The organism is Nocardia sp. NPDC006982, from assembly GCF_042869435.1.
Lineage (GTDB): Bacteria > Actinomycetota > Actinomycetes > Mycobacteriales > Mycobacteriaceae > Nocardia.
The window spans coordinates 1-26063 of record NZ_JBIAFV010000025.1 but is presented as its reverse complement, the minus strand read 5'-3'; the positions used below and the strand labels follow the sequence as shown (position 1 = coordinate 26063).

General features: G+C 65.0%; 27 protein-coding genes and 2 pseudogenes. 13 read left to right on the top strand and 16 right to left on the bottom strand.

Annotation, left to right across the window (positions count from 1 at the left end):
• Window positions 1-2 precede the first annotated feature (2 nt).
• Window positions 3-1199, bottom strand: coding sequence for a Rieske 2Fe-2S domain-containing protein (locus tag ACFYOW_RS44725; protein WP_387297399.1), 1197 nt, complete (start codon window positions 1197-1199; stop codon window positions 3-5).
• 102 nt (window positions 1200-1301) lie between these two features.
• On the bottom strand, window positions 1302-2102 hold the full coding sequence (locus tag ACFYOW_RS44720; protein WP_387297397.1) for an IclR family transcriptional regulator: 801 nt from the start codon (window positions 2100-2102) through the stop codon (window positions 1302-1304).
• 199 nt (window positions 2103-2301) lie between these two features.
• On the opposite strand from ACFYOW_RS44720, the gene ACFYOW_RS44715 reads away from it, so the two are divergent.
• Window positions 2302-2928, top strand: a complete 627-nt coding sequence (locus ACFYOW_RS44715; protein WP_387297395.1) for a TetR/AcrR family transcriptional regulator — start codon at window positions 2302-2304, stop codon at window positions 2926-2928.
• 493 nt (window positions 2929-3421) lie between these two features.
• Here ACFYOW_RS44715 and ACFYOW_RS44710 read toward each other — a convergent pair whose 3' ends face one another.
• Genes ACFYOW_RS44710 through ACFYOW_RS44700 form a run of 3 tightly spaced genes read right to left on the bottom strand, consistent with a single transcriptional unit; the run spans window position 3422 to window position 6162 of the window.
• A complete protein-coding gene (locus tag ACFYOW_RS44710) occupies window positions 3422-4351 on the bottom strand; it encodes a short-chain dehydrogenase/reductase (RefSeq protein WP_387297393.1) in 930 nt (309 codons plus the stop codon).
• Window positions 4352-4366: 15 nt separating this feature from the next.
• Window positions 4367-5248 (bottom strand): SDR family NAD(P)-dependent oxidoreductase, encoded by an 882-nt coding sequence (locus ACFYOW_RS44705; protein ID WP_387297391.1) that lies wholly within the window; start codon window positions 5246-5248, stop codon window positions 4367-4369.
• A complete protein-coding gene (locus tag ACFYOW_RS44700; RefSeq protein WP_387297390.1) occupies window positions 5245-6162 on the bottom strand; it encodes an alpha/beta hydrolase in 918 nt (305 codons plus the stop codon). The genes ACFYOW_RS44705 and ACFYOW_RS44700 overlap by 4 nt, the downstream gene beginning before the upstream one ends.
• 139 nt (window positions 6163-6301) lie before the next feature.
• Here ACFYOW_RS44700 and ACFYOW_RS44695 point away from each other — a divergent pair, with 139 nt between their 5' ends.
• The gene (locus ACFYOW_RS44695) at window positions 6302-6913 is read left to right on the top strand and encodes a TetR/AcrR family transcriptional regulator (RefSeq protein ID WP_387297493.1); all 612 of its coding nucleotides are present in this window, start codon (window positions 6302-6304) and stop codon (window positions 6911-6913) included.
• Window positions 6914-7376: 463 nt separating this feature from the next.
• Here ACFYOW_RS44695 and ACFYOW_RS44690 read toward each other — a convergent pair whose 3' ends face one another.
• The 3 genes from ACFYOW_RS44690 to ACFYOW_RS44680 all read right to left on the bottom strand — a co-directional run bounded on the left by ACFYOW_RS44690 (window position 7377) and on the right by ACFYOW_RS44680 (window position 10119).
• Entirely contained in the window at window positions 7377-9209 is a 1833-nt protein-coding gene (locus ACFYOW_RS44690) for an acyl-CoA dehydrogenase (RefSeq protein ID WP_387297387.1), read from the bottom strand.
• A 215-nt stretch (window positions 9210-9424) separates the two neighbouring features.
• Window positions 9425-9700 (bottom strand): hypothetical protein, encoded by a 276-nt coding sequence (locus ACFYOW_RS44685; protein ID WP_387297385.1) that lies wholly within the window; start codon window positions 9698-9700, stop codon window positions 9425-9427.
• Between the two features lie 161 nt (window positions 9701-9861).
• On the bottom strand, window positions 9862-10119 hold the full coding sequence (locus ACFYOW_RS44680) for a hypothetical protein (protein WP_387297383.1): 258 nt from the start codon (window positions 10117-10119) through the stop codon (window positions 9862-9864).
• Window positions 10120-10353: 234 nt separating this feature from the next.
• Here ACFYOW_RS44680 and ACFYOW_RS44675 point away from each other — a divergent pair, with 234 nt between their 5' ends.
• Window positions 10354-11622 carry an indolepyruvate oxidoreductase subunit beta family protein gene (locus ACFYOW_RS44675; protein ID WP_387297381.1) on the top strand — a complete coding sequence of 423 codons (1269 nt, stop codon included), beginning with the start codon at window positions 10354-10356 and terminating at the stop codon, window positions 11620-11622.
• 118 nt (window positions 11623-11740) lie between these two features.
• Here the strand turns inward: ACFYOW_RS44675 and ACFYOW_RS44670 are convergent, their stop codons facing one another.
• Complete coding sequence (locus ACFYOW_RS44670) at window positions 11741-12040, bottom strand: hypothetical protein (protein ID WP_387297379.1); 300 nt, start codon at window positions 12038-12040, stop codon at window positions 11741-11743.
• A gap of 55 nt (window positions 12041-12095) precedes the next feature.
• The gene (locus ACFYOW_RS44665) at window positions 12096-13688 is read right to left on the bottom strand and encodes an ABC transporter substrate-binding protein (RefSeq protein ID WP_387297378.1); all 1593 of its coding nucleotides are present in this window, start codon (window positions 13686-13688) and stop codon (window positions 12096-12098) included.
• Between the two features lie 239 nt (window positions 13689-13927).
• Here ACFYOW_RS44665 and ACFYOW_RS44660 point away from each other — a divergent pair, with 239 nt between their 5' ends.
• Complete coding sequence (locus tag ACFYOW_RS44660; protein WP_387297376.1) at window positions 13928-14515, top strand: CoA transferase; 588 nt, start codon at window positions 13928-13930, stop codon at window positions 14513-14515.
• Entirely contained in the window at window positions 14512-14994 is a 483-nt protein-coding gene (locus ACFYOW_RS44655; RefSeq protein WP_387297374.1) for an oxidoreductase C-terminal domain-containing protein, read from the top strand. Before ACFYOW_RS44660 ends, ACFYOW_RS44655 begins: the two co-directional genes overlap by 4 nt.
• A gap of 68 nt (window positions 14995-15062) precedes the next feature.
• Here ACFYOW_RS44655 and ACFYOW_RS44650 read toward each other — a convergent pair whose 3' ends face one another.
• Window positions 15063-15758 carry a hypothetical protein gene (locus tag ACFYOW_RS44650; protein WP_387297491.1) on the bottom strand — a complete coding sequence of 232 codons (696 nt, stop codon included), beginning with the start codon at window positions 15756-15758 and terminating at the stop codon, window positions 15063-15065.
• 467 nt (window positions 15759-16225) lie between these two features.
• Here ACFYOW_RS44650 and ACFYOW_RS44645 point away from each other — a divergent pair, with 467 nt between their 5' ends.
• From ACFYOW_RS44645 to ACFYOW_RS44620, 6 genes and pseudogenes are all read left to right on the top strand, one after another.
• Entirely contained in the window at window positions 16226-17176 is a 951-nt protein-coding gene (locus tag ACFYOW_RS44645) for an ABC transporter permease (protein ID WP_387297372.1), read from the top strand.
• Window positions 17177-17180: 4 nt separating this feature from the next.
• Window positions 17181-18083, top strand: coding sequence for an ABC transporter permease (locus tag ACFYOW_RS44640; protein WP_387297370.1), 903 nt, complete (start codon window positions 17181-17183; stop codon window positions 18081-18083).
• A complete protein-coding gene (locus ACFYOW_RS44635) occupies window positions 18080-19084 on the top strand; it encodes an ABC transporter ATP-binding protein (RefSeq protein ID WP_387297368.1) in 1005 nt (334 codons plus the stop codon). Before ACFYOW_RS44640 ends, ACFYOW_RS44635 begins: the two co-directional genes overlap by 4 nt.
• A complete protein-coding gene (locus ACFYOW_RS44630) occupies window positions 19081-19869 on the top strand; it encodes an ATP-binding cassette domain-containing protein (protein ID WP_387297366.1) in 789 nt (262 codons plus the stop codon). The genes ACFYOW_RS44635 and ACFYOW_RS44630 overlap by 4 nt, the downstream gene beginning before the upstream one ends.
• 94 nt (window positions 19870-19963) lie before the next feature.
• Window positions 19964-20446, top strand: a complete 483-nt coding sequence (locus tag ACFYOW_RS44625) for a transposase domain-containing protein (RefSeq protein WP_387297364.1) — start codon at window positions 19964-19966, stop codon at window positions 20444-20446.
• Window positions 20406-20597, top strand: a pseudogene (locus tag ACFYOW_RS44620) (multicopper oxidase domain-containing protein); the annotation flags it as partial. The gene ACFYOW_RS44625 and the pseudogene ACFYOW_RS44620, both read left to right, overlap by 41 nt.
• On the opposite strand, the gene ACFYOW_RS44615 reads toward ACFYOW_RS44620, so the two are convergent.
• Both ACFYOW_RS44615 and ACFYOW_RS44610 read right to left on the bottom strand, forming a co-directional pair.
• Entirely contained in the window at window positions 20588-20725 is a 138-nt protein-coding gene (locus tag ACFYOW_RS44615) for a hypothetical protein (protein ID WP_387297501.1), read from the bottom strand. The pseudogene ACFYOW_RS44620 and the gene ACFYOW_RS44615 overlap by 10 nt on opposite strands.
• Before the next feature lie 85 nt (window positions 20726-20810).
• A complete protein-coding gene (locus ACFYOW_RS44610; RefSeq protein ID WP_387297362.1) occupies window positions 20811-21410 on the bottom strand; it encodes a TetR/AcrR family transcriptional regulator in 600 nt (199 codons plus the stop codon).
• A gap of 84 nt (window positions 21411-21494) precedes the next feature.
• On the opposite strand from ACFYOW_RS44610, the gene ACFYOW_RS44605 reads away from it, so the two are divergent.
• Window positions 21495-21623 (top strand): hypothetical protein, encoded by a 129-nt coding sequence (locus tag ACFYOW_RS44605; protein ID WP_387297360.1) that lies wholly within the window; start codon window positions 21495-21497, stop codon window positions 21621-21623.
• A 905-nt stretch (window positions 21624-22528) separates the two neighbouring features.
• Complete coding sequence (locus ACFYOW_RS44600; RefSeq protein ID WP_387297358.1) at window positions 22529-22852, top strand: hypothetical protein; 324 nt, start codon at window positions 22529-22531, stop codon at window positions 22850-22852.
• A 262-nt stretch (window positions 22853-23114) separates the two neighbouring features.
• Here ACFYOW_RS44600 and ACFYOW_RS44595 read toward each other — a convergent pair whose 3' ends face one another.
• From ACFYOW_RS44595 to ACFYOW_RS44585, 3 genes and pseudogenes are all read right to left on the bottom strand, one after another.
• Window positions 23115-23612, bottom strand: a complete 498-nt coding sequence (locus ACFYOW_RS44595; RefSeq protein WP_387297356.1) for a group II intron maturase-specific domain-containing protein — start codon at window positions 23610-23612, stop codon at window positions 23115-23117.
• Window positions 23579-24544: a reverse transcriptase domain-containing protein gene (locus tag ACFYOW_RS44590; protein ID WP_387297354.1), complete on the bottom strand. Its 966-nt coding sequence runs from the start codon at window positions 24542-24544 to the stop codon at window positions 23579-23581. The genes ACFYOW_RS44595 and ACFYOW_RS44590 overlap by 34 nt, the downstream gene beginning before the upstream one ends.
• 606 nt (window positions 24545-25150) lie before the next feature.
• Window positions 25151-26063 (bottom strand): annotated as a pseudogene (locus ACFYOW_RS44585) (IS110 family transposase); the annotation flags it as partial.

The window sequence follows — 26063 nt, the reverse complement described above, 5'->3', positions numbered from 1 at the left end:
TCTCAGTTGGTAGTGGCGGCAGCGGGCCGCTGCTCGACCGGGTTCACTGGTACTCCGCCCTGCCGCTCCAGATTCTCGGCGACCTCCCGCTTCCAGTACTCGATAGCGCGCTCGGTGTCGAGCTCGAATTCGAAGCGGTCGGTCATCGCCGGGGTGACATCGTCGACGTCCACGTAGAACTGCTCGTACCACCGGCGAAGCTGATACACCGGTCCGTCTTCCTCGCACAGCAGCGGATTGTCGACGCGGGTCTTGTTCTTCCAGATCTCCACGTCCTGCAGGAAGCCCACTTCGACGCCGTTCGCTGTGGCCTCGGCGATCTTCTGCGCGATCTCGTCGGATACGCCCGGCTGCTTCTTCACGATCACGCCCCATTGCAGGACGAAGCTGGTGGGCGTCACCGGGTAGTGGCAGTTGATGAGGACCGTCTCGGTCCGCACCGCTCCGGCATTCCCGTGCAGCCAGTCGATCATGTATGAGGGTCCGAAATAGCTTGCGTCCGAACTATTTTCGGCATCCTCTTCATCGGCCGCACGCTTGGTGTAGTTCGAGCCGAGCACGATGTCTCCGCGGCCGCGTGAGCGCATGTGCTGGGTGGCGACGTGGCCTTCGAAGATGTTCTTGAAGTAGGTGGGGAACGAGTAGTGCACGTAGAAGAAGTGCGCCATGTCCACCACGTTGTCGACGATCTCCCGGCAGTTCGATCCCTCGATGAGCACCGAATTCCAGGTCCAGTCCGTCCATTTGTCGGAATAGACTGCGTCGATTCGGGGTATCGCGACCTCCGGTGGCGGCGGATTGCCCTGCGGATCGTGGTAGACGAACAGCTGCTTATTCTGCTCGAGTACCGGCCACGCCTTGGTGCGCGCGAGCGGCGGCACCCGGCGGGCGTACGGAATGCCCGTGCAGCGACCCGAACCCGACCAGCGCCAGTCGTGAAAAGGACAAGCCACCGCGTCACCCTTGACGGTACCCATGGTGAGGTCACCGCCCATGTGCGGGCAGTAACCGTTGAGCACGTGCAGTCCGCCCTTGCTGTCGGCGAACACCACCAGCTTGGTTCCGAACGCCTGTACGGCGTGCGGCTTACCATCCCGGAATCCATCTGCCAGGCCGAGACAGTGCCAGCCGCGCGCGTATCGCACGGGCGGCGCGCCTGCCTCGATCACACGGATATCCTGAGACTCCAGTGATGTCATCGCTCCTCCAAATCTTCTCACCGGCAACGCGTCCCGGCGGACTCGCAACCACTCGCGTTCATCCTGGAAACCAGCGGGAAAGCGGGAAAGCCGAGCTCCCACTCACCGAAAACCGGTCAGCGCCGGAACCGGGCGCAGCGGACGATTGCGCACTCGCGGCACCCCTGATGCGGCGTATCCGATCTCGACGGCAGCACTGCGAACCGCAGCGGCCATGGTTTCGATGCGCACCGAATTGGTGGGTCCGCATACCGATAAGGCCACTCGGTTGCCCGAGTCGTCGAACGCCAGTGGTGCGGCGACGACGGTGACCCCCAGAGCGCAACCCTGCGCGTCCACGGCGATACCACCGCGATCGCGCACGCGCGCGACCTCACGCTCCAACTGCGACCTGGCACGGATGCTGTAACAGGTCGGCGCAGAGGCGAATTCGAGCTCGGGCCATTCGTCCGGCTCCATTTCGGCGAACAACGCCCGTCCAGGCGCGGTGAGTTCAGCTGCTTGCCGCGCGCCCACACCCCACTCCCGGCCGACCGCAGGCCACAAGCCGACCCGCTCCATGTGCATGATTTCCCCTCCGAGCAGGATGCTCAGATAGGCCGTGTATCCGCTTCGGCGATGCAGATCGGTCATCACCGGCAGCGCGGCCTCGTACACACTGCGCTGTCTTACGACCTGTGCGCCGAGCTCGAACATCCGTATGCCCAGCACGTATTCGAATCCCGATCGCTCCACCCAGCCCAGCTCCACCAGCCGTTGCAGAATGCGATGCGTCGACGAGCGTGGAAGGTGTGCGTGCCTGGCGATTTCGGCCAGGGTGAGCGGCCTTTGTCCAACGAAGGCGTCGAGCACGGATGACACTCGGTCGATCATCGCGGTGGGGGCCTCTTCGGTTTGCGTCATTGCCACGTGTACCTCCGACCGCTGACGTTTATGTCATACTATGACTAGATGTCAGAATCTGACAGGTGTGAGTGTAGACACACTCGCGGCTCTATGTAAAGCAGGTCACATCGGCTCGCCCCCACACGTACGAGACCGCGGATGCTCACCACAGGATCGCGATAATGTGAAATCGAGTGAAGAGTGAGGGAGTCAGCAAGTGAGCAAACCGGCCAAACAGACCCTGACCGAGCGCCGCGCCGAAGAACTCAAGCTCACCATCGCCTTGACGGCGCGTGATTTGTTCGTCACCGATGGCGATACCTCCGCGACTGTGGAGCGCATCTGCGAAATCGTCGGCATCTCCCCGCGTACCTTCCATCGCCACTTCCCCGTCAAGGAGGATGTGGCCATCCCCCTGTTCCGACGCTTCGGATCCACCACCACCGAGGTGTTCGAGACCGCCGGGCCGCAGGACGATCCGGTCGAAACGCTGGTCCGAGCGTTCACTACGGAAATTCGACGCCGACACTTCGAAGAGTTCGACCGCAAGTTCATGTCCCTGGTCGTCAAGACTCCCCCATTCCGTCTGCGCTGGATGGAATGGTGTGAGCATATGGAACAGCCGGTCACCGAGTTCCTCTCCACCCGTTTTGATCTCGACGACGACCCATTCCTGCGCGAACTGCCCGCACGCCTGATCGTGCACACCAGCGTCCATGCCTACATCCAGTGGGTCGACACCGGCGACTTGACGGAACTCGAATCTCGGCAACGCGAGGGCATGCGCATGATCGTCGGTGGCTTGCGGGAGAAGCGACGGCAGCCGACGATATCCGGCCAGTGAGAACGCGACGATGATGCGCGAAGCGCGGACAGTTCGAGATCAATCAGGCGAGGTATTCGCCGGGGAGCGGCTGACACACGGTCGTTCGGTCGAGGTGAGCTTCGAAACCAGGGCACGGGGCCCGAACGAACCCCACATCCCGGTTTCCGGCGCACGATCGACACCGTGCGTCCGGCTGACTGCAGCCGTCGCGACCTTCCCCTCCCCCCTGATTTGGCGGAGGCACTCAACAGGCTGAAAATGCTCTGCTGACAAGCCTCTCCACTCAACGACGATCTGGAACTGCAGGCCACCCCGAACGATACGGCCTGCCACCAGCACGCGACCTCTGGAACCGAGACCGATGGCTGCGGTCCGCGCTACCGCCCGTAGGAATTGTCGAGGGTTGACGCCGGGCGACTTCGGTCACGAACACGCTGTCACGACATGGGCACAACAATGGGTCTGCGGCACGCAGTCTCGTGCGGCAGACCCGTTGTCGTGAATCGGCACCCTACTGTGCGGCTGGGAAGGGGGATCGAGTTTGTCGGCCGCTTTCCGCGATTCCGCTACCTTGCCCGAGTCGGGTACTCGACTGAGCCCTTTGTTCGAGCTGTCGTAGCTGTTCTCGCAGTTGCGAATTGCGCTCGAGAGCCCAGTCCGTCAACGGGTTGACCACGCCGCGCAGCGCGGAGATCGGCGCCCACCTACGGGGAACCATGATGCGTGGAGATCGCGTCTCGAGGCCTTCCACGATACGAGCGGCGACGGTCTCGGGCTCGATCGCCTCCGCGAGGAATCGAGGATAGAGCTGCCGGCGCATCTCGGTGACGAGATCGTTGCCGCCGAAGGCGCTCTGCGCGATCGGCGTACGCACCCATCCCGGATACAGCACGCCCGCGGTGGCTCCGTGCACGGCGAGTTCGGTGCGCAGTGCCCGGCCGAATTGTTCGACACCGGCTTTGGACATGGCGTACGCGGCGTTGATCGTTCCGTTGAAGTACGCGTAGACCGAGGCCGTGACGAGCACATGGCCCTTGCTTGCGACGATCTGGGGCAGCGTCGCACGCACGGTCCGGACCACACCGAGCAGGTCGACCTCGATGATGCGCTCGAATTCGGTTGGGTCGCTGGTGAAGATGGTGCTGGGCGTGGCAGCGGCGATACCGGCGTTGGCGAAGGTGACGTCGATGCCGCCGAATTTCTCCACCGACTGTTCGACCGCGTCCGTCAGGCTGTCGGGGTCTGTGACATCGAGTGCGAGCGGCAGCACGCGGCTGCCAGCCAGCCGATTCGCGAGCCGCTCCACACCATCCAGGTGTATGTCGGTGAGCACGACGTTGGCGCCGCGGGTGTGGAGTGCGATGGCACTGGCGGCACCGATGCCGCCGGCTGCGCCGGTGATGAGGATCGTCTTTCCGGCGAGGGGCCAGATCTCGGACAACGTCTTCTCCCTGGGTCAGTCCGCGGTCGCGGTATGGCGGTCGATAGCTCGGTGGTCATGCCAACCGGCCGGGGCGGCCAGTTCGGTGGCGTGGGCGATGGTGGTGTCCTTCCAGGCGACGCGGTCCAGCACCGGGCGGAAGAGGCCGGGCGCTTTGGCGATGAGCGAGTTGCGTTTCGGCACCACGATCAGCTCGGAGCGCCGTTCGATGCCGCGCACGATGCCTCGCACGACCGTGGCGCTGGGCACCATCTTGAACAGACCTTTCTCATTGCCGCCCCAAAGCACTCGACCGGCGGGATCGGCGATGACGTCGTCCATCATCGGGGTGCGGAAGAAGGTCGGGTGCACGCTGCCGACTCCGACACCCTGATGGCGCAGTTCGAGGCGGATGCTGTCACACATCGCCCAGACACCGGCTTTGGTGGCCGTATACGACGCTTGCAACGGGGAGTGGACGAACGCGGCCATCGAGGAAATCGCCAACAGATAGCCGTGATTGGCCTGCACGCCGGGCAGCCCGGCGCGAAAGGTGCGCCACACCCCGGTCAGGTTGATGTCGACGACACGTTCGAAGGCCGCGGGATCCAGAGTGGCCATGGGAGCCATGGTGTCGATTCCGGCATTGGCGATGACGACATCGAGACGGCCGAAATGCTCGGTGGCCGCGTTCATCGCGTCGGTCAGGCTGGTCATGTCGCGCACATCCGCATACCAACCGCGAGCCTGACGCGCAGTACCGAGCGCGGCCGCTTGCGCATGGACATTATCGGCGTCGATATCCAGGAGTGCCAGGTTCGCTCCGCGGGCACGCAGGGCTCGGGCCAATTCAGTGCCGAGCCCACCGGTGGAACCCGTCAACGCGACGGTGCGGCCTGCGAGTGGATAGCGGGTCATCGTTCGGACTCCTCGACGGTGACGCGCGGTGCGACGTGAGCGTGCAGGAAGGCGATCTGGTCGGCGACGACGCGCTCGAACCAGTCACCGACGTAGATATCGAAATGCCCTGCGGGATATAGCGCGATCTCCCCGCGGGGAGCCTTACGCGCATGACGCAGAGTGGCTTTCGCCGGTGCGACCGCATCCCGTTCGCAGATGGCGAACATGATTGGGCAGCTCACCTTCGCGGCGCTGCGCCCCGGGATGTGCCGAGTGATAGACAATGCGACCCGGGCGGCGACTTCGTTGGCGAACGGCGCCGAGTCCGGCACCAACGCCAGATAGCCCGGCTCCGAATCCGGCGACGCCATCAGCGCGGTCGAACCCGGCCGCCCCGCCGTGGCGATCATTACCGGCTCCCTGCCCACATGCGCCCCGATCAGATCGCGGACCGCTCGCGCGGTGACACGCAGCGCGTTCGACGGCGGCATCGCCAGTACGGAGGCGAAACCGTCGGTGAAAGGACACTGCGCGACCACCGCCGCGATGTCGCCATCACCGGCAGCGGCCACCAGGACGTGTCCGCCACCGAAGGACGTTCCCCACAACACGATTCGGCTCGTGTCGACCACGTTCAGCGAGCGTGCGAACGCGATCGCCGCGGCCCAGTCCGCGAGTTGCTCACGTATGTCGATCAGCTGGCGTGGCGTGCCGCCGCTGGCCCCGAAGTGCCGATAGTCGAAAACCAGGCACGCATACCCGGCGGCACGGAAACGCTCGGCGTAGGCGTCGAGCCGCATCTCGCGGATACCGCCCAGACCATGTGCCATGACGATGATCGGGGCCGGACCGCCGACCGGCAGATACAACCAAGCAGCGCATTCCAGCCCCGCGGGGCCGGACGGGAAGCGGACTTCGAGGCGATCACCCATCGGCTAACTCCTTTGCTCTCGCCGGTCGACTATGACCGGCACCACATAGTATATGGAATAGGTTCCAAATATGGAAGTCATTCCAACAATGGAGGTCACTCCATGACGGCCGTACAGTGGGCGCATGGACTCCGCAGGCATGACACGGACGGCACGACGGGCCGCAGCCACCCAGCAAGCGATCGTCGACGCCGCCGAGAGCCTGGTCCTCGCCCACGGAGCCGACGCCCTCACCCTGGAGGCCGTCGCCGAGCAGGCCGACGTCGCGGTCCAGACCATCTACAACCGGATCGGCGGACGCTCGGCCCTGCTCATCGCCGTCGCCGAACGCGCACTGGAACAGAACCGCCAGTACATGGACGACGCCTACGCCGCGCCCGGGTCGCCCCGGGCACGGATCCTGCGAGCAGCCGAGGCGTACGCCCGGTTCGCCGCCGAACGACCACACCAATTCCGGCTGCTCATCGACCCGCCCAACGAGCCGCGCGCGCTCGCACGCGTCGCCGATCTCATCGAGGAACAGAACACGAAACTCGCCGCCGCGTTGTCGGATGGACTCGCCGACGGAACCATAGATCCGAACCTCGATCCCGAGCTCACCTCGACCGCGCTGTGGGCAGCGATGAACGGCGTGCTGGCCCTGAACTGGCGCGCCGACCGGCTGCGCGCCGAGGGTCACCGCATGGAACTGCTCCTTGCGACCGTCATCGGTCTGCTCGACAGAGGCATCAGCCCGGGCAATGGGGACTGACAGCCGACACGATGGTCATCCGGATTCCATCGACGACGCCGTAGCGAAGCCGGCAGCCGATAGGCCCGGCATGCATCTGACCATCAGCGCCATATGCCGTATCACCACGCGTTTGCGTGCGCGGGAGTTGATTGGGCCACCGGTGGCGGTACCGGTCAGCGCTGGTACCTCACCGATCGCGGGCGAATCTTGTGGGCGACCACCAAGGGAAACCGGTTCACTCTCTGATGACCTGCGGGAGAGACGAGTCACCAATCGGTAGCAAATATCTGATCTCAGGGTATTTCACCCCCGGTGTCGTCGGCGCCGTCGATACGTTCGGGCTCGACACCTTGTGCCACCGTTGCGCCGACCTTGGACTCGAGATGATCTGACGGGTGTGCCGCGTGGAGGACTTCGAGTCGAAAACAACGAAACCCTCGGGCGCTCCGAGGGTTTCGTCGCAGAACTGGCTCTGTTCGTGTCAGAACTCGTCCTCGTCGAGGGTCATGATCTCACCGTCGAGAGCCGAAATGATCGCGCTGTCAGCGTCCAGGCGCGGCAGAATCTGCTGGGCGAAGAAGGTCGCCGTCGCGACCTTGCCGTCGTAGAACGCACGATCGGAGTCGGCGGGATCGGAATCCAGTGCGGCAAGGGCCGTTTCGGCCCCGACGAGCAGTCTCCAGGCCACCAGCAGATCACCGACCGCCAGCAGGAACCGGACCGAACCCAGGCCGACCTTGTACAACTCGTCGGGCTGTTCCTGCGCGGCCAAGAGGTAGCCGGTCAGCGCGCCCGCCATGTCCTGCACCCGATACGCCGCCGTCGCCAGCAGCTCCCGGGCCACCTTCAGCTGTGCCCAGCTCTCGGACTCGGCGGTGGCACGGACCTGCCCCAGCACATGCGCCAGTGCGACACTGCGATTGCGGGCGACCTTGCGGAAGAAGAAGTCCTGCGCCTGGATCGCCGTGGTGCCCTCGTACAACGAGTCGATCTTCGAGTCTCGAATGTACTGCTCGATCGGGTAGTCCTGGAGAAATCCCGAGCCGCCCAGCGTCTGTAGCGATTCGGCGAGATACTGGTACGCACGTTCGGAGCCGACGCCCTTCACGATCGGCAGCAGCAGATCATTGACCGCGGCGGCGAGTTCCGGGTCCGCGCCCGAAAGATGCTGGGCCACCACATCGTCCTGGTGTCCGGCGGTGTAGAGGTAGATCGAGCGCAGCCCTTCGGCGTACGCCTTCTGCAGGTGCAGTGAGCGCCGCACGTCCGGGTGGTGGATGATGGTCACCTTCGGGGCGGTTTTGTCGGCCTGCCGGGTCAAGTCGGCGCCCTGGACTCGTTGCTTCGCGTAGTCGAGCGCGTTCAGGTAGCCGGTGGACAAGGTGGCGATCGCCTTGGTGCCCACCATCATCCGGGCTTCCTCGATCACCTTGAACATCTGGGCGATGCCGTCGTGCACTTCACCCACCAGCCAGCCCACGGCGGGCGTGCCGTGGTCGCCGAAGGTCAGTTCGCAGGTCGACGACGCTTTCAAGCCCATCTTGTGCTCGACGTTGGTGACGAAGACTCCGTTGCGTCCGCCCGGCTCGCCCGTCTCGGGATCGAAGTGGAACTTCGGCACGAAGAACAGAGACAGCCCCTTGGTGCCGGGGCCCGCGCCCTCGGGCCGTGCCAGCACCAGATGTGCGATGTTCTCGAACAGGTCGTCCGAGTCCGCGCCGGTGATGAAGCGCTTGACGCCCTCGATATGCCAGGAGCCGTCGTCCTGCCGGATCGCCTTCGTGCGTCCGGCGCCGACATCCGACCCAGCGTCGGGCTCGGTGAGCACCATGGTCGCGCCCCAGTTGCGGTCCACCATCAGCTTGGCCCAGTGCCGCTGTTGCTCGGTGCCCACGCCGTGCACGACATTCGCGATCATCGGGCCTGTCAGATACATGTACGCGGCCGGCTGTGCGCCGAGCACGAACTCGCTCAACGCCCAGGCGAGCATGGCAGGCGCTGCCACGCCGCCGATCCCCTCGGCCTTGCCGACCCGCCAGTACTCGGCGTCGTACCACGCACGCACGGCACGCTTGAACGTCTCGGGCAGCCGCACCGAATGGGTCTGCGGATCGAAAACCGGTGGAGTGCGGTCGGTTTCGGCGAACGGCGCGGCCACCGGCCCCGCTGCCAGTCGCGCGGCCTCGATCAGCATGGTCCGCGCGACGTCCGGGTCGAGATCCCCGAAGGCACCGCCGTCCAGGACGACATCGAGACCGAACACCTCGAACAGGTTGAATTCGAGATCGCGGACATTGCTCTTGTAATGGCCCACGGCGCCACCTTTCGAGAAGAAGCGGAGGATTACCGCACGAGTCGCAGCAGAGCGCACAGATTTGATCGCTCACCGGCCACCTTGGATCACGATCAACTGGCTGACAATTCACTGTTAATGACCACTAAGTAAGGCAGCCAGGGAATTCAATCCTTTCGCACACAGGTAGCAGGCAATCCGAACCTCATAAGTGAATGGCCGCTAAGTGGTGTAATTCACTGGGCCGGTGCGCGTTCGCCGATCGGCGCCGCTCCGATACGCTCACCGACGGCGACCAGGACGTCAACGAGATCGCTCCGGCGACGCAGGCGCGGGTTGCGCACCGCGTCGATGACGACGGTGGTGGAAGCCCGAACCAGCAAGCGCGCCACCGCAGCCGGAAGCTCGGGCCGGGCAGCCTGCAGCATGCGACTCCACTGGGCGATGCCGTCCAGACGCACCCGCCGGTAGCGTTGCACCGCCTCAGCGGGCAGGTGCCGGGTCTCACTCACCGTGATGGCCAGCTCCCCTGATCCATGTCTCCGATGGTTCCGCCAGCACCGGAATCGCCTGCGCGGAGGCCGAAGCCGGGCTGCTCCCCCGCCGCCCAACCGTCGTGGTCGGCCAGCAGTATCTGCTCGACCCCCCCGTAATTCGTTGTGCCAGCTTGTCATCACGGGGCCTCGAATCCGGCGGCGCGGCGTTCGACGCCGCGGGCGAGCAGGTTGATCCAACAGGTGCGCAGCCGCGCCAGGACGCGATCGCGGCGGGTGGGGTTGTAGACGACGTCGGTGCGGTAGAACGAGGGACACAGCACCGCGGCGTGTGCGTTCGCGCCGCACACCCCGCATCCGCGAGGACCGCCCGGGACTGGCGGGAACAACTCCACGTAGTAGACCGTCGCGCCGGTGCGCTGGGCGACGCCGGGCACGGAGGTGGTCGGGCGTAGTAGCCGACGGTTTCGGCGACCTCGACGATCCAGTCGGCGAGGACACCGCCGCCCTCGCCGCCCATGGCCAGGATCGCGATGGTGATGGGGCCTACGGCGGCTCGTGCGAAATCGACCAGAGCTACCTGTGGCGGCCGCTGCCCTCGGCCGGGCGGGCGCTGATGTGGTGTTCACCGGTTTCGCGTTCGGCGAGTTTGAGTCCGCTGAAAATAGAAGATGGCCCTCGGCGACGGCCGGGTAGACAATTCGGCGCTGCTCGACGCGGCGCGCCGCGGCTCGAAGACACTCATCGCGGCCGATTTCATGGCGGTCGCCGAACGTGCTCGCAGCGTCATCAGCGCAGCACTGTTCGGCGCGCTGGCCGGCGCCAACGTACTGCCTTTCACCCGTGCGCAATTCGAGCAGCCGATCCGCGCGTTCAGCAAGGGAGTCGAACAGTCCCTGCACGCCTTCGCGGACGGCTTCAGCGCCGCCGCCGAACCCGAGCCGTCCGGATCGGAGCAGCCCGAAACCGCCACCCCACAGCGCAAATCACAGCCGGTGGAGTTGACGCTCATCCCGAAGCCGCTGTCCGCGGAGGAACGCAAGGCCCGAGAGGAGAAGCGGCGCAACGACATCGCCGCCACCGACCCGGGTCGGCTGGTCGGCCCGAAACTGCGTGCGCTCGCCGACACGGTCACCGGTCTGCCACCCGCGGCGCGATCGATGATCCTGCACGGCTTGGTCCGCACCGCGCTGTACCAGAACACCGACTACGCGGAGCTGTATCTGCGTCGCGTCGGCGTATTCGCCGACCTGGATCCCGACCGGGACAGCGACGCGCTGCTCACCATCGAAGCGGCCCGCCAGATCGCGCTGTGGATGTGCTACCAGGACACCATTCAGGTTGCGCTGCAAAAGATCCGGCGCCACCGCATGGACCGCATCCGCACCGAAGCGCGGGCCGAACCGGACCAGCTCATCCAGGTCCGCGAATACCTGCACCCACAGATCGACGAGATCACCGACACCATGCCCACCCGCCTCGGATCGACACTGCGCCGCTCCACCGCGTTCCAACGTCTGGTCCGCCGAATCACCCACCGCGGCATGATCGTCAACACCAGCTCGATCACCGGCTACACCGCGCTCTCGCTCACCGCACGCCTGCGCCCGCTGCGTCCGCATTCGCTGCGGTATCTCCGCGAACAACAAGCCATCGACGAATGGCTGAACACAGCCTCCGCCGCGGCCGCCCTGGACCCCGACTTCGCCCGCGAGATCCTCGCTTGCCAGCGCGTATTGAAAGGTTACGGCGCGACCTACGAGCACGGCACCGACAGCTTCACCGCCCTCATGGAAGCCGCCCACGCCCTGGCCGGACACGCCGACGCGGCCGAACAACTGGCCAACCTGCGAACCGCCGCCCTCGGCGACGAAACCGGCGCCACCCTCAACGCCCAACTCGCCACCCTGCATACCGGCAGGCAAGCGACTATCGGTTGACCGATGCCGGCGGCCGAAACCAGGTCGCTCCTCGGGGCTGGTCGCGCAGGATCATGTTCTTCGACGCGAAGCGAAGACCACATTGATTGCACGCGACACAAATTGAAATTCGTCCGGCTCAACCCGCGTAGCTGGCGGGAGGTCGCGGTCGTTGCCGACGAACGTCGGGGTGTACCGGATGCCGAACCGCTTCGACTGGCGCTACGTCGGGCAACCCGACGGCTCCCGTCGGGGCCAGACGACCCGTCGCGGGCTGACCGCGTTCGATCGGGCAACCCGATACACATGTGCCAGTAAGCAGTGTGAAGTCCTTGACCAGGTCCGCCTGGCCCTGCTCGCGCAACGCGTCGATCCAGCGCTTCAGATCCGGCACCACGAGTTCATCGCGCCAGTGGTCGACAGTCTTGCGCGAGAACACCTTCTGCAGCGCCTTGCGATGATTGGTGTGTTCCGGCGGATCCCACTTTCGGGTGTCATCGGGCGGTCTTGGCGAGCGTGCGGAAGTCGGTGTTCTGGGCGACAGTGAGCCACGGCATGTCCTTCACCCCGGTGATGGTGTTGCGATACGCGAATCCGGACGGCGGGCTGCAGATGATCACGTGTGTCGGGGTGTCGGTCGCGACCCGGCCGAACTCCTGCAGAGCGGCGGTCCGTTCCGGCGCATCCACCGGGAGCGCCAATACCTTCTCGGCCGCCGCGCGGACCTCGGCAGGCACTCCGCCTGGGCTGTCGCCGCCGAGGAAGTTGTTCACGATCGTCAGAGCGGGATCCACTTCGGCGTTCATCTGCAGCACCAAGAAGTCGGCCTTGCCCTGGCGGAAGGTGGCCCGCGCTTCTTGCGCAGGAACCGGAGCCATCTCGAAACCGATTCCCGCGGCCTGGAAGTCGCCTTGCACTGCGGGTGCTTGGACACGCGCCAGCGCGTTGTTCGAGAACAGCCCGTTGAGCCGCAAGGCCGGGAAACCAGCCTCCGCGAGCAGTTGCCGCGCCTTCGCCGGGTCGTAGGTATATCGGCTGTCGAGCTCGGGAAGGTACCCCGGCCCGGTCGGGAACGGCTGCGGGTTCGGCTTGCATTGCCCGCCCATCAGTGCATCCGACTGCGCCTGCCGGTTCACCACGTAGTTGAGTGCCCGGCGCACCCGGGGATCGGCAAGCGGACCTCGTGAGATGTTCAGGAAGACAACGGAATTGGCCTGTGTCCGAATCCAGTCCACGGTGACGGCGCCGGTGCCGGAGAGTCGGGACAGCGCACTGGTCAGATCCGGTTGGGCGTTCGTCAGGTCCAGCTGACCCGCTTCGAGCGCGTTCAGCCGTGCGGTGTTGTCCGGAATGCCCTTGATGACGAAGTGGGCAGCCTTGGCCGTATCCGGATTCCAGTAGCGGTCGAACCTGTCGAACGTCACGCTGTCCTGGTTCTGCCGAGCGAATCTGTAGGGCCCGGAACCGATCGGCGTGGTCGCTGCGGTCGCGAACGACGCGGGGCTGATCAGACCCAGCAGCGGCGACACCAGTTGGACCACCGCCAGCGGTTCCGGTTTGATGTACCGGATGACCACGGTCGAATCGCCGTCCGCCGACGCCGATTCCATGGTCGCGGTCTTGGACCGGATCAACGGTGTATCCGCGGCGATCGCCCGTTGCAGGTTGGCCACGACAGCCGGTGCGTCGATCGGAGTGCCGTCGTGGAAGACCGCGTTCTTGCGGATGGTGAGCGTCAACGACCTCTGGTCGGCGGCGAGCGCCCATTTCTCCGCGATGAGCGGCGTCGGCCCGCCCTTCGCGTCGAGCCCGATCAGGGTGTCGAACATCAGCGAGTAGTACGGCAGCACCGCGAGCTCGCTGTTGGCCGCGATCGGGTCGTTCTGCGACGGTGGCACCGAAACACCGACAGTGATCGTCGCGTTTCGATCGACTGCTCCCCCGCCTGACCCTGACCGGGCGACATCGGCGCATCCCGCCGCGACGAGGGTCACCGCCAGCGCCACGGCGATACCCCGTGCCGGGCGGTAACCACGGGAGGAACGTCCGGATTCATTGCGACGCAACACCGTCGATAGCTTGAGCACGTGATCCATTCCTCTCCACAACGAGCATCAGTGACCGGAGTCACAGGCAAAGAGTATCCTTTTCCGTACCAGTGTCAATGCACTTTGAGGAATCTGACCGAGTTATTCTGTCCATATGCACTGATCTGCGAGACAATTAGAGTCCTAATATATTGTTCGAGCGCCACAACGTAACTAGGCTGGGACCACGACGGCCGACGTACCTGTGGCGAGCGCCGGCCGGATCCAGGAGAGTGCCGATGCCCATGGACAGCCGTCCTCACCCACTACAAGTCGCCGAGATCCCCGCCCACGTGCCGGCCGATCTCGTTCGGGACTACGACCATGTCTCCGGCCCCGAAGTGCTCCGGCATCCCCCCTCCGCGATCGACGGCCTGCGCGAGGGCACACGCACGTTCTACAGCCCGCGCCACGGCGGCTTCTGGGTGCTCACTCGCTACGAGCACATCCCGGCCGCCTTCCAGGAACCGGGAGCCCGTACCCGCGTTGAGTGGTTGGAACTGGCTGTCGCACACCATCTTCCACTCGGACCTGCGAACGACGGCATGGGCGAGGTCGAAGCGGATCCGCAGATCCGCGCCCGCCGAATCCTGCACGAGGGCCGTGATGCCGACGGAGCGCCCTTCACCTATATCGGCCAACCCGCACTCGACGGCACCCCGGCCGCCAATCTCGAACCGGCTCCGGGCCACAGCCAGCACACCCGAGCGATCCTGAGCGAGGCCGGCTTGTCCGACGCGGAGATCGATGCGCACGCCGACGCCGCGGTAACCACAGCTCCGCACCTGGTGCAGGACTACATCATCACCGGTTCGCAGGGCGAATGACGGCATCGCGCGCTCGCGGCTCACAGCGGGTGCTGAGCAGGAAGCTGCTCTCGCTCATGCTCGTGATGGGCCTGTACATGGTCTCCTTCGGCATGGCGCTGGCACTGCTACCGCTTTATGTCGTCGACGAACTCGGCGGCGGCGGTTGGCAGCTCGGTTTGGCATTCACCGGCAACCGGCTGCACTACGCGGCGGAACCCTGGTTCCGGTCGGATCAATACGATCTCAAACTCCAGGTGGTCGGGCTGTCCACCGGCTACGACCGCGTGATCGTGCGGCCGGATACGGACCATGGCCGGCCGATCACGGTGTTCTATCTCCGCGACAATGTCGTGATAGCCGCCGACGTGGGCAATAGGCCAGCCGATTTCGCGGCGGCCAAGAAAATGGTGTCCGCCGGCACGCCGATCGATCTCGACCTGCTGGCGGATTCGGATGTTCCGTTGCGGACGCTGGTGCCCGTGGCTCGACCCGGATGATCAGTGGCGGAATCGTTCGCCCCGGCGCTTGCGCCGGGCGCGAAGGATTCCGCTGCGGCAGAGGGGATCTACTTCGTCTGCAGCGAAGGCTGATTGACGGTGGAGATGTACTGGATGACCGCGCCGATCGCCACCGGCGCGGTCACCAGCAGCTGCCCCATGACGGTGCCCAGCGCACCGACGGCGATGACCCCGCCGATGCAGCCAACAGCGGCAGCCGGAATGAACGGGCCGAACATTCCGACGATCGTGGCCGCGGCCACCGTAGCGCCCGCGATGCCGCCGAGCACACATCCGACGGCCGCGCCGCCGAGCCCGCCCACCAACGTTCCCAGCGTGGCGCCCACGGTGACGGTGCTGGTCATTCGCGACCACGCGGCCTGTTCACGGTCGTAGTCGCTCTTCCACGGCGCCTTGTCCTCATAGGGCAGGGCGACCGGCTTATAGGCCGCATGCGCCAAATCGAACTGCGGCGTCAAAGTGGCGGTGCGTCCGTCGATCTCCGCGGCGATCGGAAATTCGAAATCGTCGACACGGAACGTCAGCGGCGTCCCCGCCAGTACGGTGCCATCCGGCGCCGTGACCTTGAAGATCCCGCCTTCCACCAGGAGCGAGCCGGCCTCCGTCGAGACGACGGACCGGGCGCCCGCGGTATAAGCCGTGAAGCCGACAGCGTCGTCCGAGTGGGCGTGCGCAGGCGTCGAGCCCGCCACTACTCCCACGGCAGCCGCCAGACCCACGGCCATACCAGCAATGTTCCTCATCATTACTCGTTCCTCTCCGGTGAACTCGGAATCAGCGGCAAAAGCATGCCGCATTAACACCGCTGCCGCGGTGGCACAAATAGAGAAAGAGGCTACTTTTAAAGTCGTAGTGGCACGCTTTTCACCACCTAGCCTCCTGAGATTTTGCTAATAGTATCCTCATTGCCTTCTGTGAGCAACCACCAAATCAGGGCAGATCCATAGCCTTGGGCTATTTCCCGGATGGGCGCCGCCGATCTCGCGATCCAGCCTCAGCAAGAGGCAAAGTGCACTAATATCTCCCCACCGCTGGCCGAAACGGCCCACTTCTGCGGATTCCTCGTTGACAGCCCTTCATAATAGGATACTCTTCCGTGTGACTCCAGTCACTGGGACTGTCGCGAAGGAGAGCAAGATGATGCGTGGGAAATCAGCGGCCGTTGCGACCCCGGTGACGCCGCGTCGGCCCGAGTGCGGGATGTAGCGAGATGATCAGATTCATCGGTCTGCGCCTCGCGGCAATGGTGCCGGTCGCACTGCTGGTCACCTTGATCTCGTTCTTGTTGATCGAGCTGATTCCCGGCGATCCGGCACAGGTGGTGGCCGGCGAAACGGCCACTCCCGAACAGGTGGCGGCAACCCGGGTGGCGCTCGGCCTGGACCGCAACGTCTTCGAGCGCTATGTGACCTATCTTGGTGACATCGCTTCGGGGAACTTCGGCAAATCCGTTGTCCTGCAACCAGGCTGGAACGCGATGGACCTCATCACCCAAGCCGTCCCGGTCACACTGTCACTGACCCTCGTCTCGCTGATCATCGCCGTTCTCGTCGCGGTGCCACTGGGCGTGGCCGCGGCGCTGCGCCGGGGCACGTGGGAAGATCAGTTCCTCACCGGACTCACTGCGCTGGCGCTGGCGCTGCCCCCGTTCGTCGTCGGCCCGGTGCTGGCCGTACTCTTCGCGATCACCATCAGGGCGTTTCCCGCCGTGGGCTACGAGCCCCTGTCGACCGGATTTCCAGTGTGGATCAGTTACCTGGTGTTGCCGTCGCTCGCACTGGCGGTCAACCCGATCGCCGAGATCGCCCGCCAGATCCGCGGCTCGCTGGTGGACGCGATGGACCAGAGCTACGTCCGCACAGCCACCGCCAAGGGTCTGGCTCCGGCTCGCGTGATCGGTAAGCACGCACTGAAGAACGCCGCCATACCCGCCGTCACCGTGTTGGGCCTGCAGGTCACCCGGGTCATCGGCGGCACGGTTGTCGTCGAGATCATCTTCGCGATGCCCGGGATCGGCTCACTCGCCGTGAATGCCGTTCTGGCGAAGGACTTTCCGGTCATCCAGAGCCTGGTGTTGTTCAGCGCCTTCGCCGTGTTGCTGACCAACCTGCTGGTCGACCTGACCTACGGCTATTTCGATCCACGCCTCCGAAAGGCATGAACCGATGACGACACTGGTGAAATCCGGCAACCCGGATATCGAAACTCCGGCGACCCCACCGGGGCGCAGGCGCAGGCTGCGCACAACCCGAATGATGTTGTCCAGCCGCCGGACCCGGATTCTGCTCTGCCTGCTCATCGCACTGGCCGTCGCCTCGATCGCCATACCCGCGCTCTCGCCCTATGGGCTCAACCAGCAGGACCTGCTGAACCGACTGCAATCACCATCCGGCGCCCATCTGCTTGGCACCGACAGCCTCGGCCGCGACACCTTCACCCTGCTGTTCGCCGGCACCCGGCTCAGCCTGCTCGCGGGCCTGCTCGCGGTCGGCACCGCCGTGGTGGCGGGCGTACCGAGCGGACTGCTGGCCGGATATCGCTCCGGCTGGATCCGTGCACTCGGTGACCTGTTCTCGGACACACTGCTGAGTCTGCCGCCGCTGATCATCGCACTCGCGGTGGTGGGCGCGTACGGCGGCGGCGTCGTCCCGGCAATGCTGGCGGTCGGAATCACCATGGCACCCCGGTTCTTTCGAGTCACCCGAGGCGTGGCGAGCTCGGTCGCCAAGGAGAGCTACGTCGAGGCGGCGCGCGCGATCGGGTGCCGCACATCCCGCATCCTCGGTCACCACGTGCTGGCCAACAGCATCGCGCCGATTCTTGTACAAGTCAGTTTCTCGATCGGCCTGGCGATCATCGCCGAGGCTAGCCTGAGCTTCCTCGGAGTGGGCGCGCAGCCCCCCGCGGTCAGCCTCGGAACAATGGCGCGCGATGCCTTCACTCACGTGCGAGAGTCCTCGTTCGCCGTATTCCCGCCCTGCCTGATGATCGCGCTGATCATGTTTCTGTTCGCGTCGCTCGGCGACTCACTGCGGGACACGCTCGCCTCAGGAGGGGACAAACTATGACGAACACGACGACAGCGCCCGTATTCGAGGTCCGCGACCTGTCGGTCGACGCGGTGCGCGGCTCAGCGCACACGCCGGTACTCGACCGGGTGAGTTTCGATATCGCCCAGGGCGAGGTACTCGGCTTGGTCGGCGAGTCGGGTTCCGGCAAGACGGTGACCTCGTTGGCCGCCATGCGCTTGCTGCCGAGGGGACTGCGGGTGCGTGGCGGCGAGGTTCTCCTTGACGGAACCGATCTGCTGCGCCTATCCCCTGCCGAACTGCGATCCCAGCGCGGCGCCAGGATCTCCATGATCTTCCAGGACGCGATGCGCTGCCTGAACCCCGCATACACCATCGGTGACCAGATCGCCGAACCGCTTCGGTTGCATCGGAAGATGTCGCGAAAGGACAGCCGCAAGCGCGCGATCGAACTGCTGGAAATGGTGGAGATCCCCCGGGCCGCCGATCGGATCAGTGCTTACCCGCACGAACTCAGCGGCGGCATGTGCCAACGGGTCATGATCGCCACGGCGCTGGCCTGTTCGCCCCGCGTACTCATCGCCGACGAACCGACTACCGCACTCGATGTGACCGTGCAGAAACAGGTGTTGAAGCTACTGGCGAATCTGCAGGCGGAGATGGGCCTGGCGGTCCTGTTGATCACGCACGATCTCGGTGTCGTGTCCGAGATCTGCCACCGCACCGCTGTCATGTACGCGGGCGAGATCGTGGAGCAAGCCTCGACCCGCGACATCTTCCTCGCACCGGCTCACCCCTACACCGACGGCCTCATCTCCTCGCTGCCCTCCACAGACGCGGACAACCGCCGCTTCGGCTACATCCGCGGTGCGGTGCCACGGGTCGGGAACTGGCCGCCCGGTTGCCATTTCGCGGATCGCTGCGATCACGTTGTCACCGGCCGCTGCACGAACGGTCCGATCCCGATCGAGATGCTCGGCGATCGCACCGTCCGCTGTGCGCGGACCGGGGAACTGGCGCTGGAAGGAGTGAAGCGATGACACCAACTCTGCTCGAAGCCCGGGAACTGCGAAAATCCTATAAGAAGCCGGGTTTCGGCCGCGATACCTTTCACGCGGTCAAAGGTGTGGACCTTGCCGTCGGTGTCGGCGAGACGATAGCCGTCGTCGGTGAATCCGGTGCGGGCAAATCCACCGTCGGCCGGATGATCCTGCGCTTGATCGAGCCGACGTCGGGCTCGGTCACCTTCGAGGACACCGATCTGCTCGCGCTCTCCGGTTCGGCACTGCGCAGGTTGCGGCCCCGGATGCAGATGATCTTTCAGGACCCGTTCTCGTCGCTGAATCCTCTTGTGACCATCGGTGATTCGATAGCCGAGCCCTTGCGGGTACACCGCCTCGCGGGTCCGGACGCCCGGCACGAGAAGGTGCTGGAATTGCTCGACCGAGTCGGACTCGACGGTGCGTTCGCCGACCGGTATCCGCGGGAGTGCTCTGGCGGTCAGCTGCAGCGCGTCGCGATAGCGCGAGCCGTCTGCACCGAGCCGGCGCTGATCGTCTGTGACGAACCGGTCGCGGCGCTGGACCTGTCCATCCAGGGGCGGATTCTCAACCTGCTCGTGGAGCTCCAGCAGGAACTCGGGATCTCCTATGTTTTCATCTCCCACGACCTGTCGGTGGTGCGGCATTTCGCCGACCGGGTCGTCGTCATGAAGGCCGGAGAGGTAGTCGAAACCGGATCCACGGCAGACGTTTTCGAGAATCCATCCGCCGAGTACACCCGCACGCTGCTGGCGGCGGCGCCGGTGCCCTCGTTCACCGTCTGAGGAGCCCGCGACATGTCTGCGCAAGCCCGGAGGTCTCCGGCACCAGGCCCAATGCCGGGTAGTTCAGGTGGCGGGCCCGTGGTCAGATCGGCGGATGCTGCGTCGGCCAGATCCGGGGATGTGTGCGACGGTATCGAATTCTGTTGGCTGCCAAGATGTGTGGTGGTACCAAGACAGCGGAACGCCGGGTATTGATGGGTTCGTCCTCGCAAGACAACCTGTCGCCACGGTTGGAGTCCCGCTGTCTGCTCAGTCTGTCATCCACCGATCCGTCGCGGTAGCCACGGGTGCCTTCGCACCCGGCCATCTCGGCGAGTTGAACCAGATCGTGCCGTTCGAGATGGTCGATGATGTTCTCGCCTCAACCGCGAGCACCCAACATCGGGTGCGGGACCTGCCCTCGCGGGTCGTGGTGTACCTGCTGCTCGCGGCCGGATTGTTCACCGAGATCGGCTATGGGCAGGGGCGGGCTCGACTCACGACCGGTCTGGACGGGCTGGCGGTGGCAACGGGAGCCTCGTCGGCCGACCCTGCATGTGGTTCCCGGCCAGCATGTCACCTTGCAACTGGTCAATAATCTCGGCACGGCAACCAATTTGCACTTCCACGGGATGCACCTGCCCCCAGATAGCAACGCCGACAACATCTTTCTCTCCAACAAGCCCGGTCAAACCCTGACCTATCACCTCGACATCCCCGCAAACCAGCCCCTCGGGACCTACTGGTACCACGACCACGACATGTGCCCCAAGAACGGCCAGTCGATGCCGGGGATGACAATGACCGCCGACCCGGCCAACATGCGCTGCGACGGAACCGAGAACCAGATCGGGGCGGGACTGTCGGGAACCATCATCGTCGGAGACAATCGCGAAACCTTGCCGCCGGCCATCTTCAACGACCGGCCGAGCACTTGCCTCGTGACTCACCGGCTCACGAGTTCAGGCGAGGGGGCCGACCGCGGCCATGGCCCGGTCGAGAGCCTCGCGCAACGACCCGCCGCCGGCCGCAGCCGCGGCATTCGCCGCGGTCAGGCAGGCGAATGCCGCGCCCACCAGCGCGAGTGGAGCGGGGTCCGCGTCGTCCCAGCCGTGACCGGCGTCGCGGGCTCGTTCCCGGGCGGCGTCGGCAATGCTGGACTGGTTCCCAAGCATCCGGTCCAGATACGCCGCGCGTAGTGACGGCGAACCGTTGATCACCCGCTGAAGCTCCGCCGCGCCCGCGGCCTGCGCCGGATCCATCATGTAGTCGACGACGCCGTCGAACATCCGCCGCAGCGACGTCCACAAGGGCTCGTCGAGCGGTCGAGCGCGCAGGGCGTCGACGAACTGCTCGCCCAGGCGTTCGTGCTTGCCGAGGATCACATCTTCCTTGCTGCCGAAGTAGCGGAAGAAGCTGCGCTTGGACATCCCGGCCGCCGCCGCGATCTCGTCGACCGTCGTCGCCTCGTAACCCTGCTCGAGGAACAGCGCCAGGGCCGCATCGAGCAGCTGCTGGCGCACGGCCAGGCGGGTGCGCTCCCGCAGCGATGGTGATTCCACTCCTGCAGGCTAACATCACACGCCACACTTGACACCGAGTGACATGTGTGGCGTACGGTGACATCAGAGACGAAGGAGGTACTCATGACCAAGATCTGGTTCATCACGGGCGCCGGGCGCGGGTTCGGCAAGGAGTTCGCCAAGGCGGCACTGAGCCGCGGCGACAAGGTGCCGCATCGGATTCGGCCGGATTCGACTGAGAATGACGAGTAAATACGGAGTTCCATACGATCCTCATCTCGGGTGCGAAGCATCGCGACTGCATCCCCAGGGCAATCTGGACCTGAGATCTCTGGGTTATGACGGACCGCGATACAGCTACCTTCGGATGGCGTCGGTTCCCTACATCTACCTGCACAGACTCAGGTCCTGACCATGCGCCTACATGCCGCCGTCTTCGGGTGGATTCGGACCAAAAGATCCAGTAAAGATCCAGCCGGGAAATGTGTTTCAGTAGGTCTCAGCCCCGGGGAGCGACCGCCACGCGGGACGGTACCCCTAACCCACCGCCACCATCTCAGCGTTGCGCTCCTCGGTCACCTCATCAGGAAGCGACCGCCACCCCGGTACTCGATCATTTCGTCGTAGGTAATGACAAGGTTGCGATCCTCGGTCGCCTCAGGGAGCGACCGCCACGAGACCGTAGAGACCGGCCACAGCGAGCGAAATCGAGTTTCGATCCTCGGTCGTCCCAGAGAGCGACCGCCACAGTAACTGACGTGGGTTTTCTCCGTTCGGTCGTCGGTCTGTGCCAGTTCTGACCCACTGGCAGTATCAGTAGCGCCTGGTCGCTGTTTCGGAACCTCCCGGCGAGTTGGTGTGCACTCGTGGTTCCGATTGCCAGATCAGGTTCGCACACATCTAGGATCGTGCCGCACATCGAGGAGTTGGGCGCGATCTGCATCGGCACGCAGGTCGTCAGAGATCTCGATACGACGGTACTCAGCTTCGGGCATCGGTCCATCGACGCGACAGTTCGAACGACCGGAACCTCCGGGGAACCGACCAATAGCACAGGGACGGTCGGGGGGTGTCCCTATGTTCGTTGTCAAGTCACGGGTCGGTGTCCTGGCGGGTGAGGGTGTGGGGCGAAGTCGGTTGTCGGTAGCGTGATTTGGGTGGGGACGAAGGCTGAACGGCAGGCTGCCCGTGGCTTGGTGGCTGCGTATCACCAGGCGCAGCTCGGTGTGCTGATTGAGCATGTCGGCCAGGCGGTGGACAGGTTCCGGGCCAGCGAGCAGGACGCGTTCGAGGTCGACGCCGTGATCCACCAGTTCCGTCGGGCGGCCCGGCAGCTGTGGTCGTTCTGTGCCCAGTCCGGTGCGCAGGTGGAATCTACCGCGCACCTGATTGAGCGCATGGCTGATCACGGTGAGGCCATCGATTGGTGGCAGCGCGGTGCACCGGCCAGAGCTCGCGGCGCCGAGGATCTGGATGCCTGATCGGGCCGGTGGCAGCTCAGGCGGCTGTGGGGCTGCGGTAGGGCTGTTTGGTTTTCAGCATGGCGTAGAGGACGTCGCAGCGGCGTCGGGCCAGGCAGATCAGGGCGGCGTTGTGTTTCTTGCCTTCGGCGCGGTGAGGTCGGTCCGGAGCGCCCTGCCGACGTTGCCATCGGTGGGTTTCTCCGGACCGCCTCCCGAACCCGGCGTGCCTGTTACCAGGCACCGGGCTCTCCACGAATCCCTTCGGGTGCAAGGGATTTCCTCATGCGGTGACCGTCCATGGGGTGGGGATGGCCGTACCCCGGTATCGGTAGCGCGTGATGTGCACCGCTCCGGGATCGAACAGCCGTCCGGTGCTGGCGGTCGGCCACCATCCGCCGCCGCAGTAGCGGCGGCGCAACCATTTCCAGGTCGGTCTGCGGTGTTTTCGCCAGAGCCATTTCATCACCTGCCGCCATGCGATCTTGGACAGGTATTGAAAGGTCGAGCTGGACACCCCGGTCCGAAAGTAGTTGCACCAGCCCCGCAGCACCGGATTGAGACGGCGCAGCAGTGCGGGCAGCGGTCGGTTGATGTCGGTGCGGCAGATTGTCTTGACCTTGACCGTGATCGCCTTGAGGGCTTTCTTGGCCGGGTAGGTGTAGACGAACTGCTTGGTAGTGCCTCGTTTGCGGTGGCGCTGGATGCGCCAGCCGAGGAAATCGAGGCCCTCGTCGATGTGCGTGATCATCGTCTTGGCCTGCGACAGGCGCAAACCCATCGGTGCCAGGACCGCCGCGACCGTGTCCCGGATTTCTTCGGTGCGTTCACGGTCTCCGACACCATGACCAGGAAATCGTCCGCATACCGGATCAACCGGTAGTTGGCCTGGCCGCGGTGCCGTCTCTTGCGGCGCTCCCATTCCTTGGTGGCCGGTCCGCCCGGGATCTGGGCGAAGTACTCGTCCAGGACCGACAGGGCGATATTGGCCAACAACGGAGAGAGGATGCCCCCTTGCGGGGTCCCGGTGTCGGTGTCTCGCAGCGTCCCATCCTGGGACAGGATGCCCGCCTTGAGGAACGCCTTCACCAACGCCAGCACGCGCTTGTCTCCAACCCGCAGACGCACCCGGTCCATCAGGGCCGTGTGGTCGATCGAGTCGAAACACGCCTCGATATCACCTTCCACCACCCACTCGTAAGACCAGGAGGCGAGAAAGCGCGTCTCAGCGATCGCGTCATACGCGCGGCGGTTTGGGCGAAACCCGTAGGAACACGGCCGGAAGTCCGCTTCCCAGATGGGTTCCAACACCAATTTCAGCGACGCCTGCACCACTCTGTCGGCGACAGTCGGGATCCCCAGCCGGCGAAGCTTGCCGCCAGCCTTGGGGATCATCCGCTCCCGCACCGCAACCGGCCGGAAACTGCGGTCCCGCAACTGGGATCGCAGCCGGGCCAAGAACTCCTCGGCTCCGGATCGGTTCTCGATATAGGAGACGGTCTTCCTGTCGATTCCCGCCGTGCGGGCATCGGTATTGCTGCGCACCCGATCCCACGCCACCAGCAAGAACGCGGGATCGGTCACGAGGTTGAACAGATCATCGAACCGGCGATGAGGATCGCCGTTCGCCCAATGGTGCAGCTTGGTTTGGATCTCCAGTACCCGGCGATTCGCCCGGAGCAGGGCGATTTCCTCCGGCGCGTCGGTATTCACCAACGACCTCCCGGCATTCCAATCTCCTCCTTGCAGATTCGCTGGTCCCCTTCGCCATGTGCACGCCTCTCGCGTGCTCGGACTACTACGAGACCTCCGTCCCACCACGCGGTCGTCAGTCGGCAGCGGACCTGTCCCGAACCGGGCTGGTTGCCCGGTGGCCGGGACGGCCACGGGTGGTTCCCACGTTCACTTGTTGTTCGATCGGTCAGGCAGGCATCCAGCTCTACCCCGGCAGCATCGCCACGACTACGCCGCAGACTTTCACCGTGGCCTCCGCACCGGTCGAAAAAGGCGGCGGCGGAGTCGGCTTCCTCGCAAAATAGAAGCCGCGCACTGCATCCCGGCCCATATCCACCAGGTTGGAGCCGGTACTACGCTTACGGGGCGTCAACCACTGGTTCGCTCTCGCTATACCCTCTGACCTCGCTAGCCGGACCCACACCATCTGGCAGTTCTGGCGCGTCCCGACATCGTCGGAGCTGCTTCCCACCCTCACCGGCGCTCCCCGGATCAGGCTGCTCCCAGCTTCAACTCGACCGCTGCGACAGCCAGGCGAGGAAGGTCTTGCACCTCCCTTCGAACATCAAGCGCCTCGTGGCGCACTTTGCGGTCGTAGTAGTGGCGGCTGGCGGGGTCGTGTAGAGCGGCGAAGGCTGAGAGGAACAGTGCCCGTTTGAGTTTGTGGTTGCCTGATCGGGCGGGGTGTTCGCCGCGGATCGAGGTGCCGGAGCGGTGGGTGATCGGGGCGATGCCCGCGTAGGAGGCGAGGTGGCCGGCGGTGGCGAATGCCGTGCCGTCGCCTACTTCGAGCAGGATGCGGGCTCCGGTCCTGCGACGCCGGGCATCGAGGTCAGGACCTTGGCAAGAGGGTGATCGTCGAACATCCTCTCGATGTCCTCTGCGATCTGTTTTCGTTGCAGCAGAACAGCTTTCAGCGAGTCGGCGAGTTTCGGGAGAACGGTTTCGGCGGCCTTGGTGCCGGGAACGGTGACTGTTTGGGCGGGTAATGCGGCCAGGATGTCCTCGACCAGACGGGCGCCCATGCGCGGGGCGTGTTTGGTGGCGATGGCGGTGAGTTTGCGTCTGCCCGCTGCGCGGATTCCTTCGGGTCCGCCGCAGCGGGACAGGATTTCCAGGACCGCCGGATGGGCGATGCGCGGGCCCAGGACCCGTTCGAGAGCGGGATGGACGCTGGTCAGCAGACCGCGGATGCGGTTGCTGGTGCGGGTTGCTTCACCGGCGAGGTCGTCGTCGAACCCGACGAGAACACCGAGCTCGGTGAGGGTCTCGTCGCCGATGTCGACACGGCGCAGGGTGTGCGGCATGGTGCGGGCCGCGTCGGCGATGATGTGCGCGTCGCGGGCGTCGGTTTTGGCCTGCCCCGGATACAGATCGGCGATGCGGCGCATCGACAAGCCCGACAGATAGGCCACGTCGTGGCCGCAGGCGCGGGCCACGGTGACCGGTAGCGCCCCGATTGTGTTGGGTTGATCGACCACGATCAGCACCGGGCCGT

Coding starts and splice junctions, on each gene's coding strand:
- ACFYOW_RS44725 (WP_387297399.1), bottom strand. CDS start 1,199: ATGACATCACTGGAGTCTCAGGATATCCGTGTGATCGAGGCAGGCGCG.
- ACFYOW_RS44720 (WP_387297397.1), bottom strand. CDS start 2,102: ATGACGCAAACCGAAGAGGCCCCCACCGCGATGATCGACCGAGTGTCA.
- ACFYOW_RS44625 (WP_387297364.1), top strand. CDS start 19,964: ATGCTGCGTCGGCCAGATCCGGGGATGTGTGCGACGGTATCGAATTCT.
- ACFYOW_RS44675 (WP_387297381.1), top strand. CDS start 10,354: ATGGCCCTCGGCGACGGCCGGGTAGACAATTCGGCGCTGCTCGACGCG.
- ACFYOW_RS44700 (WP_387297390.1), bottom strand. CDS start 6,162: ATGGGTGATCGCCTCGAAGTCCGCTTCCCGTCCGGCCCCGCGGGGCTG.
- ACFYOW_RS44655 (WP_387297374.1), top strand. CDS start 14,512: ATGACGGCATCGCGCGCTCGCGGCTCACAGCGGGTGCTGAGCAGGAAG.
- ACFYOW_RS44660 (WP_387297376.1), top strand. CDS start 13,928: ATGCCCATGGACAGCCGTCCTCACCCACTACAAGTCGCCGAGATCCCC.
- ACFYOW_RS44630 (WP_387297366.1), top strand. CDS start 19,081: ATGACACCAACTCTGCTCGAAGCCCGGGAACTGCGAAAATCCTATAAG.
- ACFYOW_RS44695 (WP_387297493.1), top strand. CDS start 6,302: ATGACACGGACGGCACGACGGGCCGCAGCCACCCAGCAAGCGATCGTC.
- ACFYOW_RS44605 (WP_387297360.1), top strand. CDS start 21,495: ATGACCAAGATCTGGTTCATCACGGGCGCCGGGCGCGGGTTCGGCAAG.
- ACFYOW_RS44595 (WP_387297356.1), bottom strand. CDS start 23,612: ATGGGTTTGCGCCTGTCGCAGGCCAAGACGATGATCACGCACATCGAC.
- ACFYOW_RS44645 (WP_387297372.1), top strand. CDS start 16,226: ATGATCAGATTCATCGGTCTGCGCCTCGCGGCAATGGTGCCGGTCGCA.
- ACFYOW_RS44705 (WP_387297391.1), bottom strand. CDS start 5,248: ATGACCCGCTATCCACTCGCAGGCCGCACCGTCGCGTTGACGGGTTCC.
- ACFYOW_RS44650 (WP_387297491.1), bottom strand. CDS start 15,758: ATGAGGAACATTGCTGGTATGGCCGTGGGTCTGGCGGCTGCCGTGGGA.
- ACFYOW_RS44635 (WP_387297368.1), top strand. CDS start 18,080: ATGACGAACACGACGACAGCGCCCGTATTCGAGGTCCGCGACCTGTCG.
- ACFYOW_RS44640 (WP_387297370.1), top strand. CDS start 17,181: ATGACGACACTGGTGAAATCCGGCAACCCGGATATCGAAACTCCGGCG.
- ACFYOW_RS44615 (WP_387297501.1), bottom strand. CDS start 20,725: ATGATGGTTCCCGACAGTCCCGCCCCGATCTGGTTCTCGGTTCCGTCG.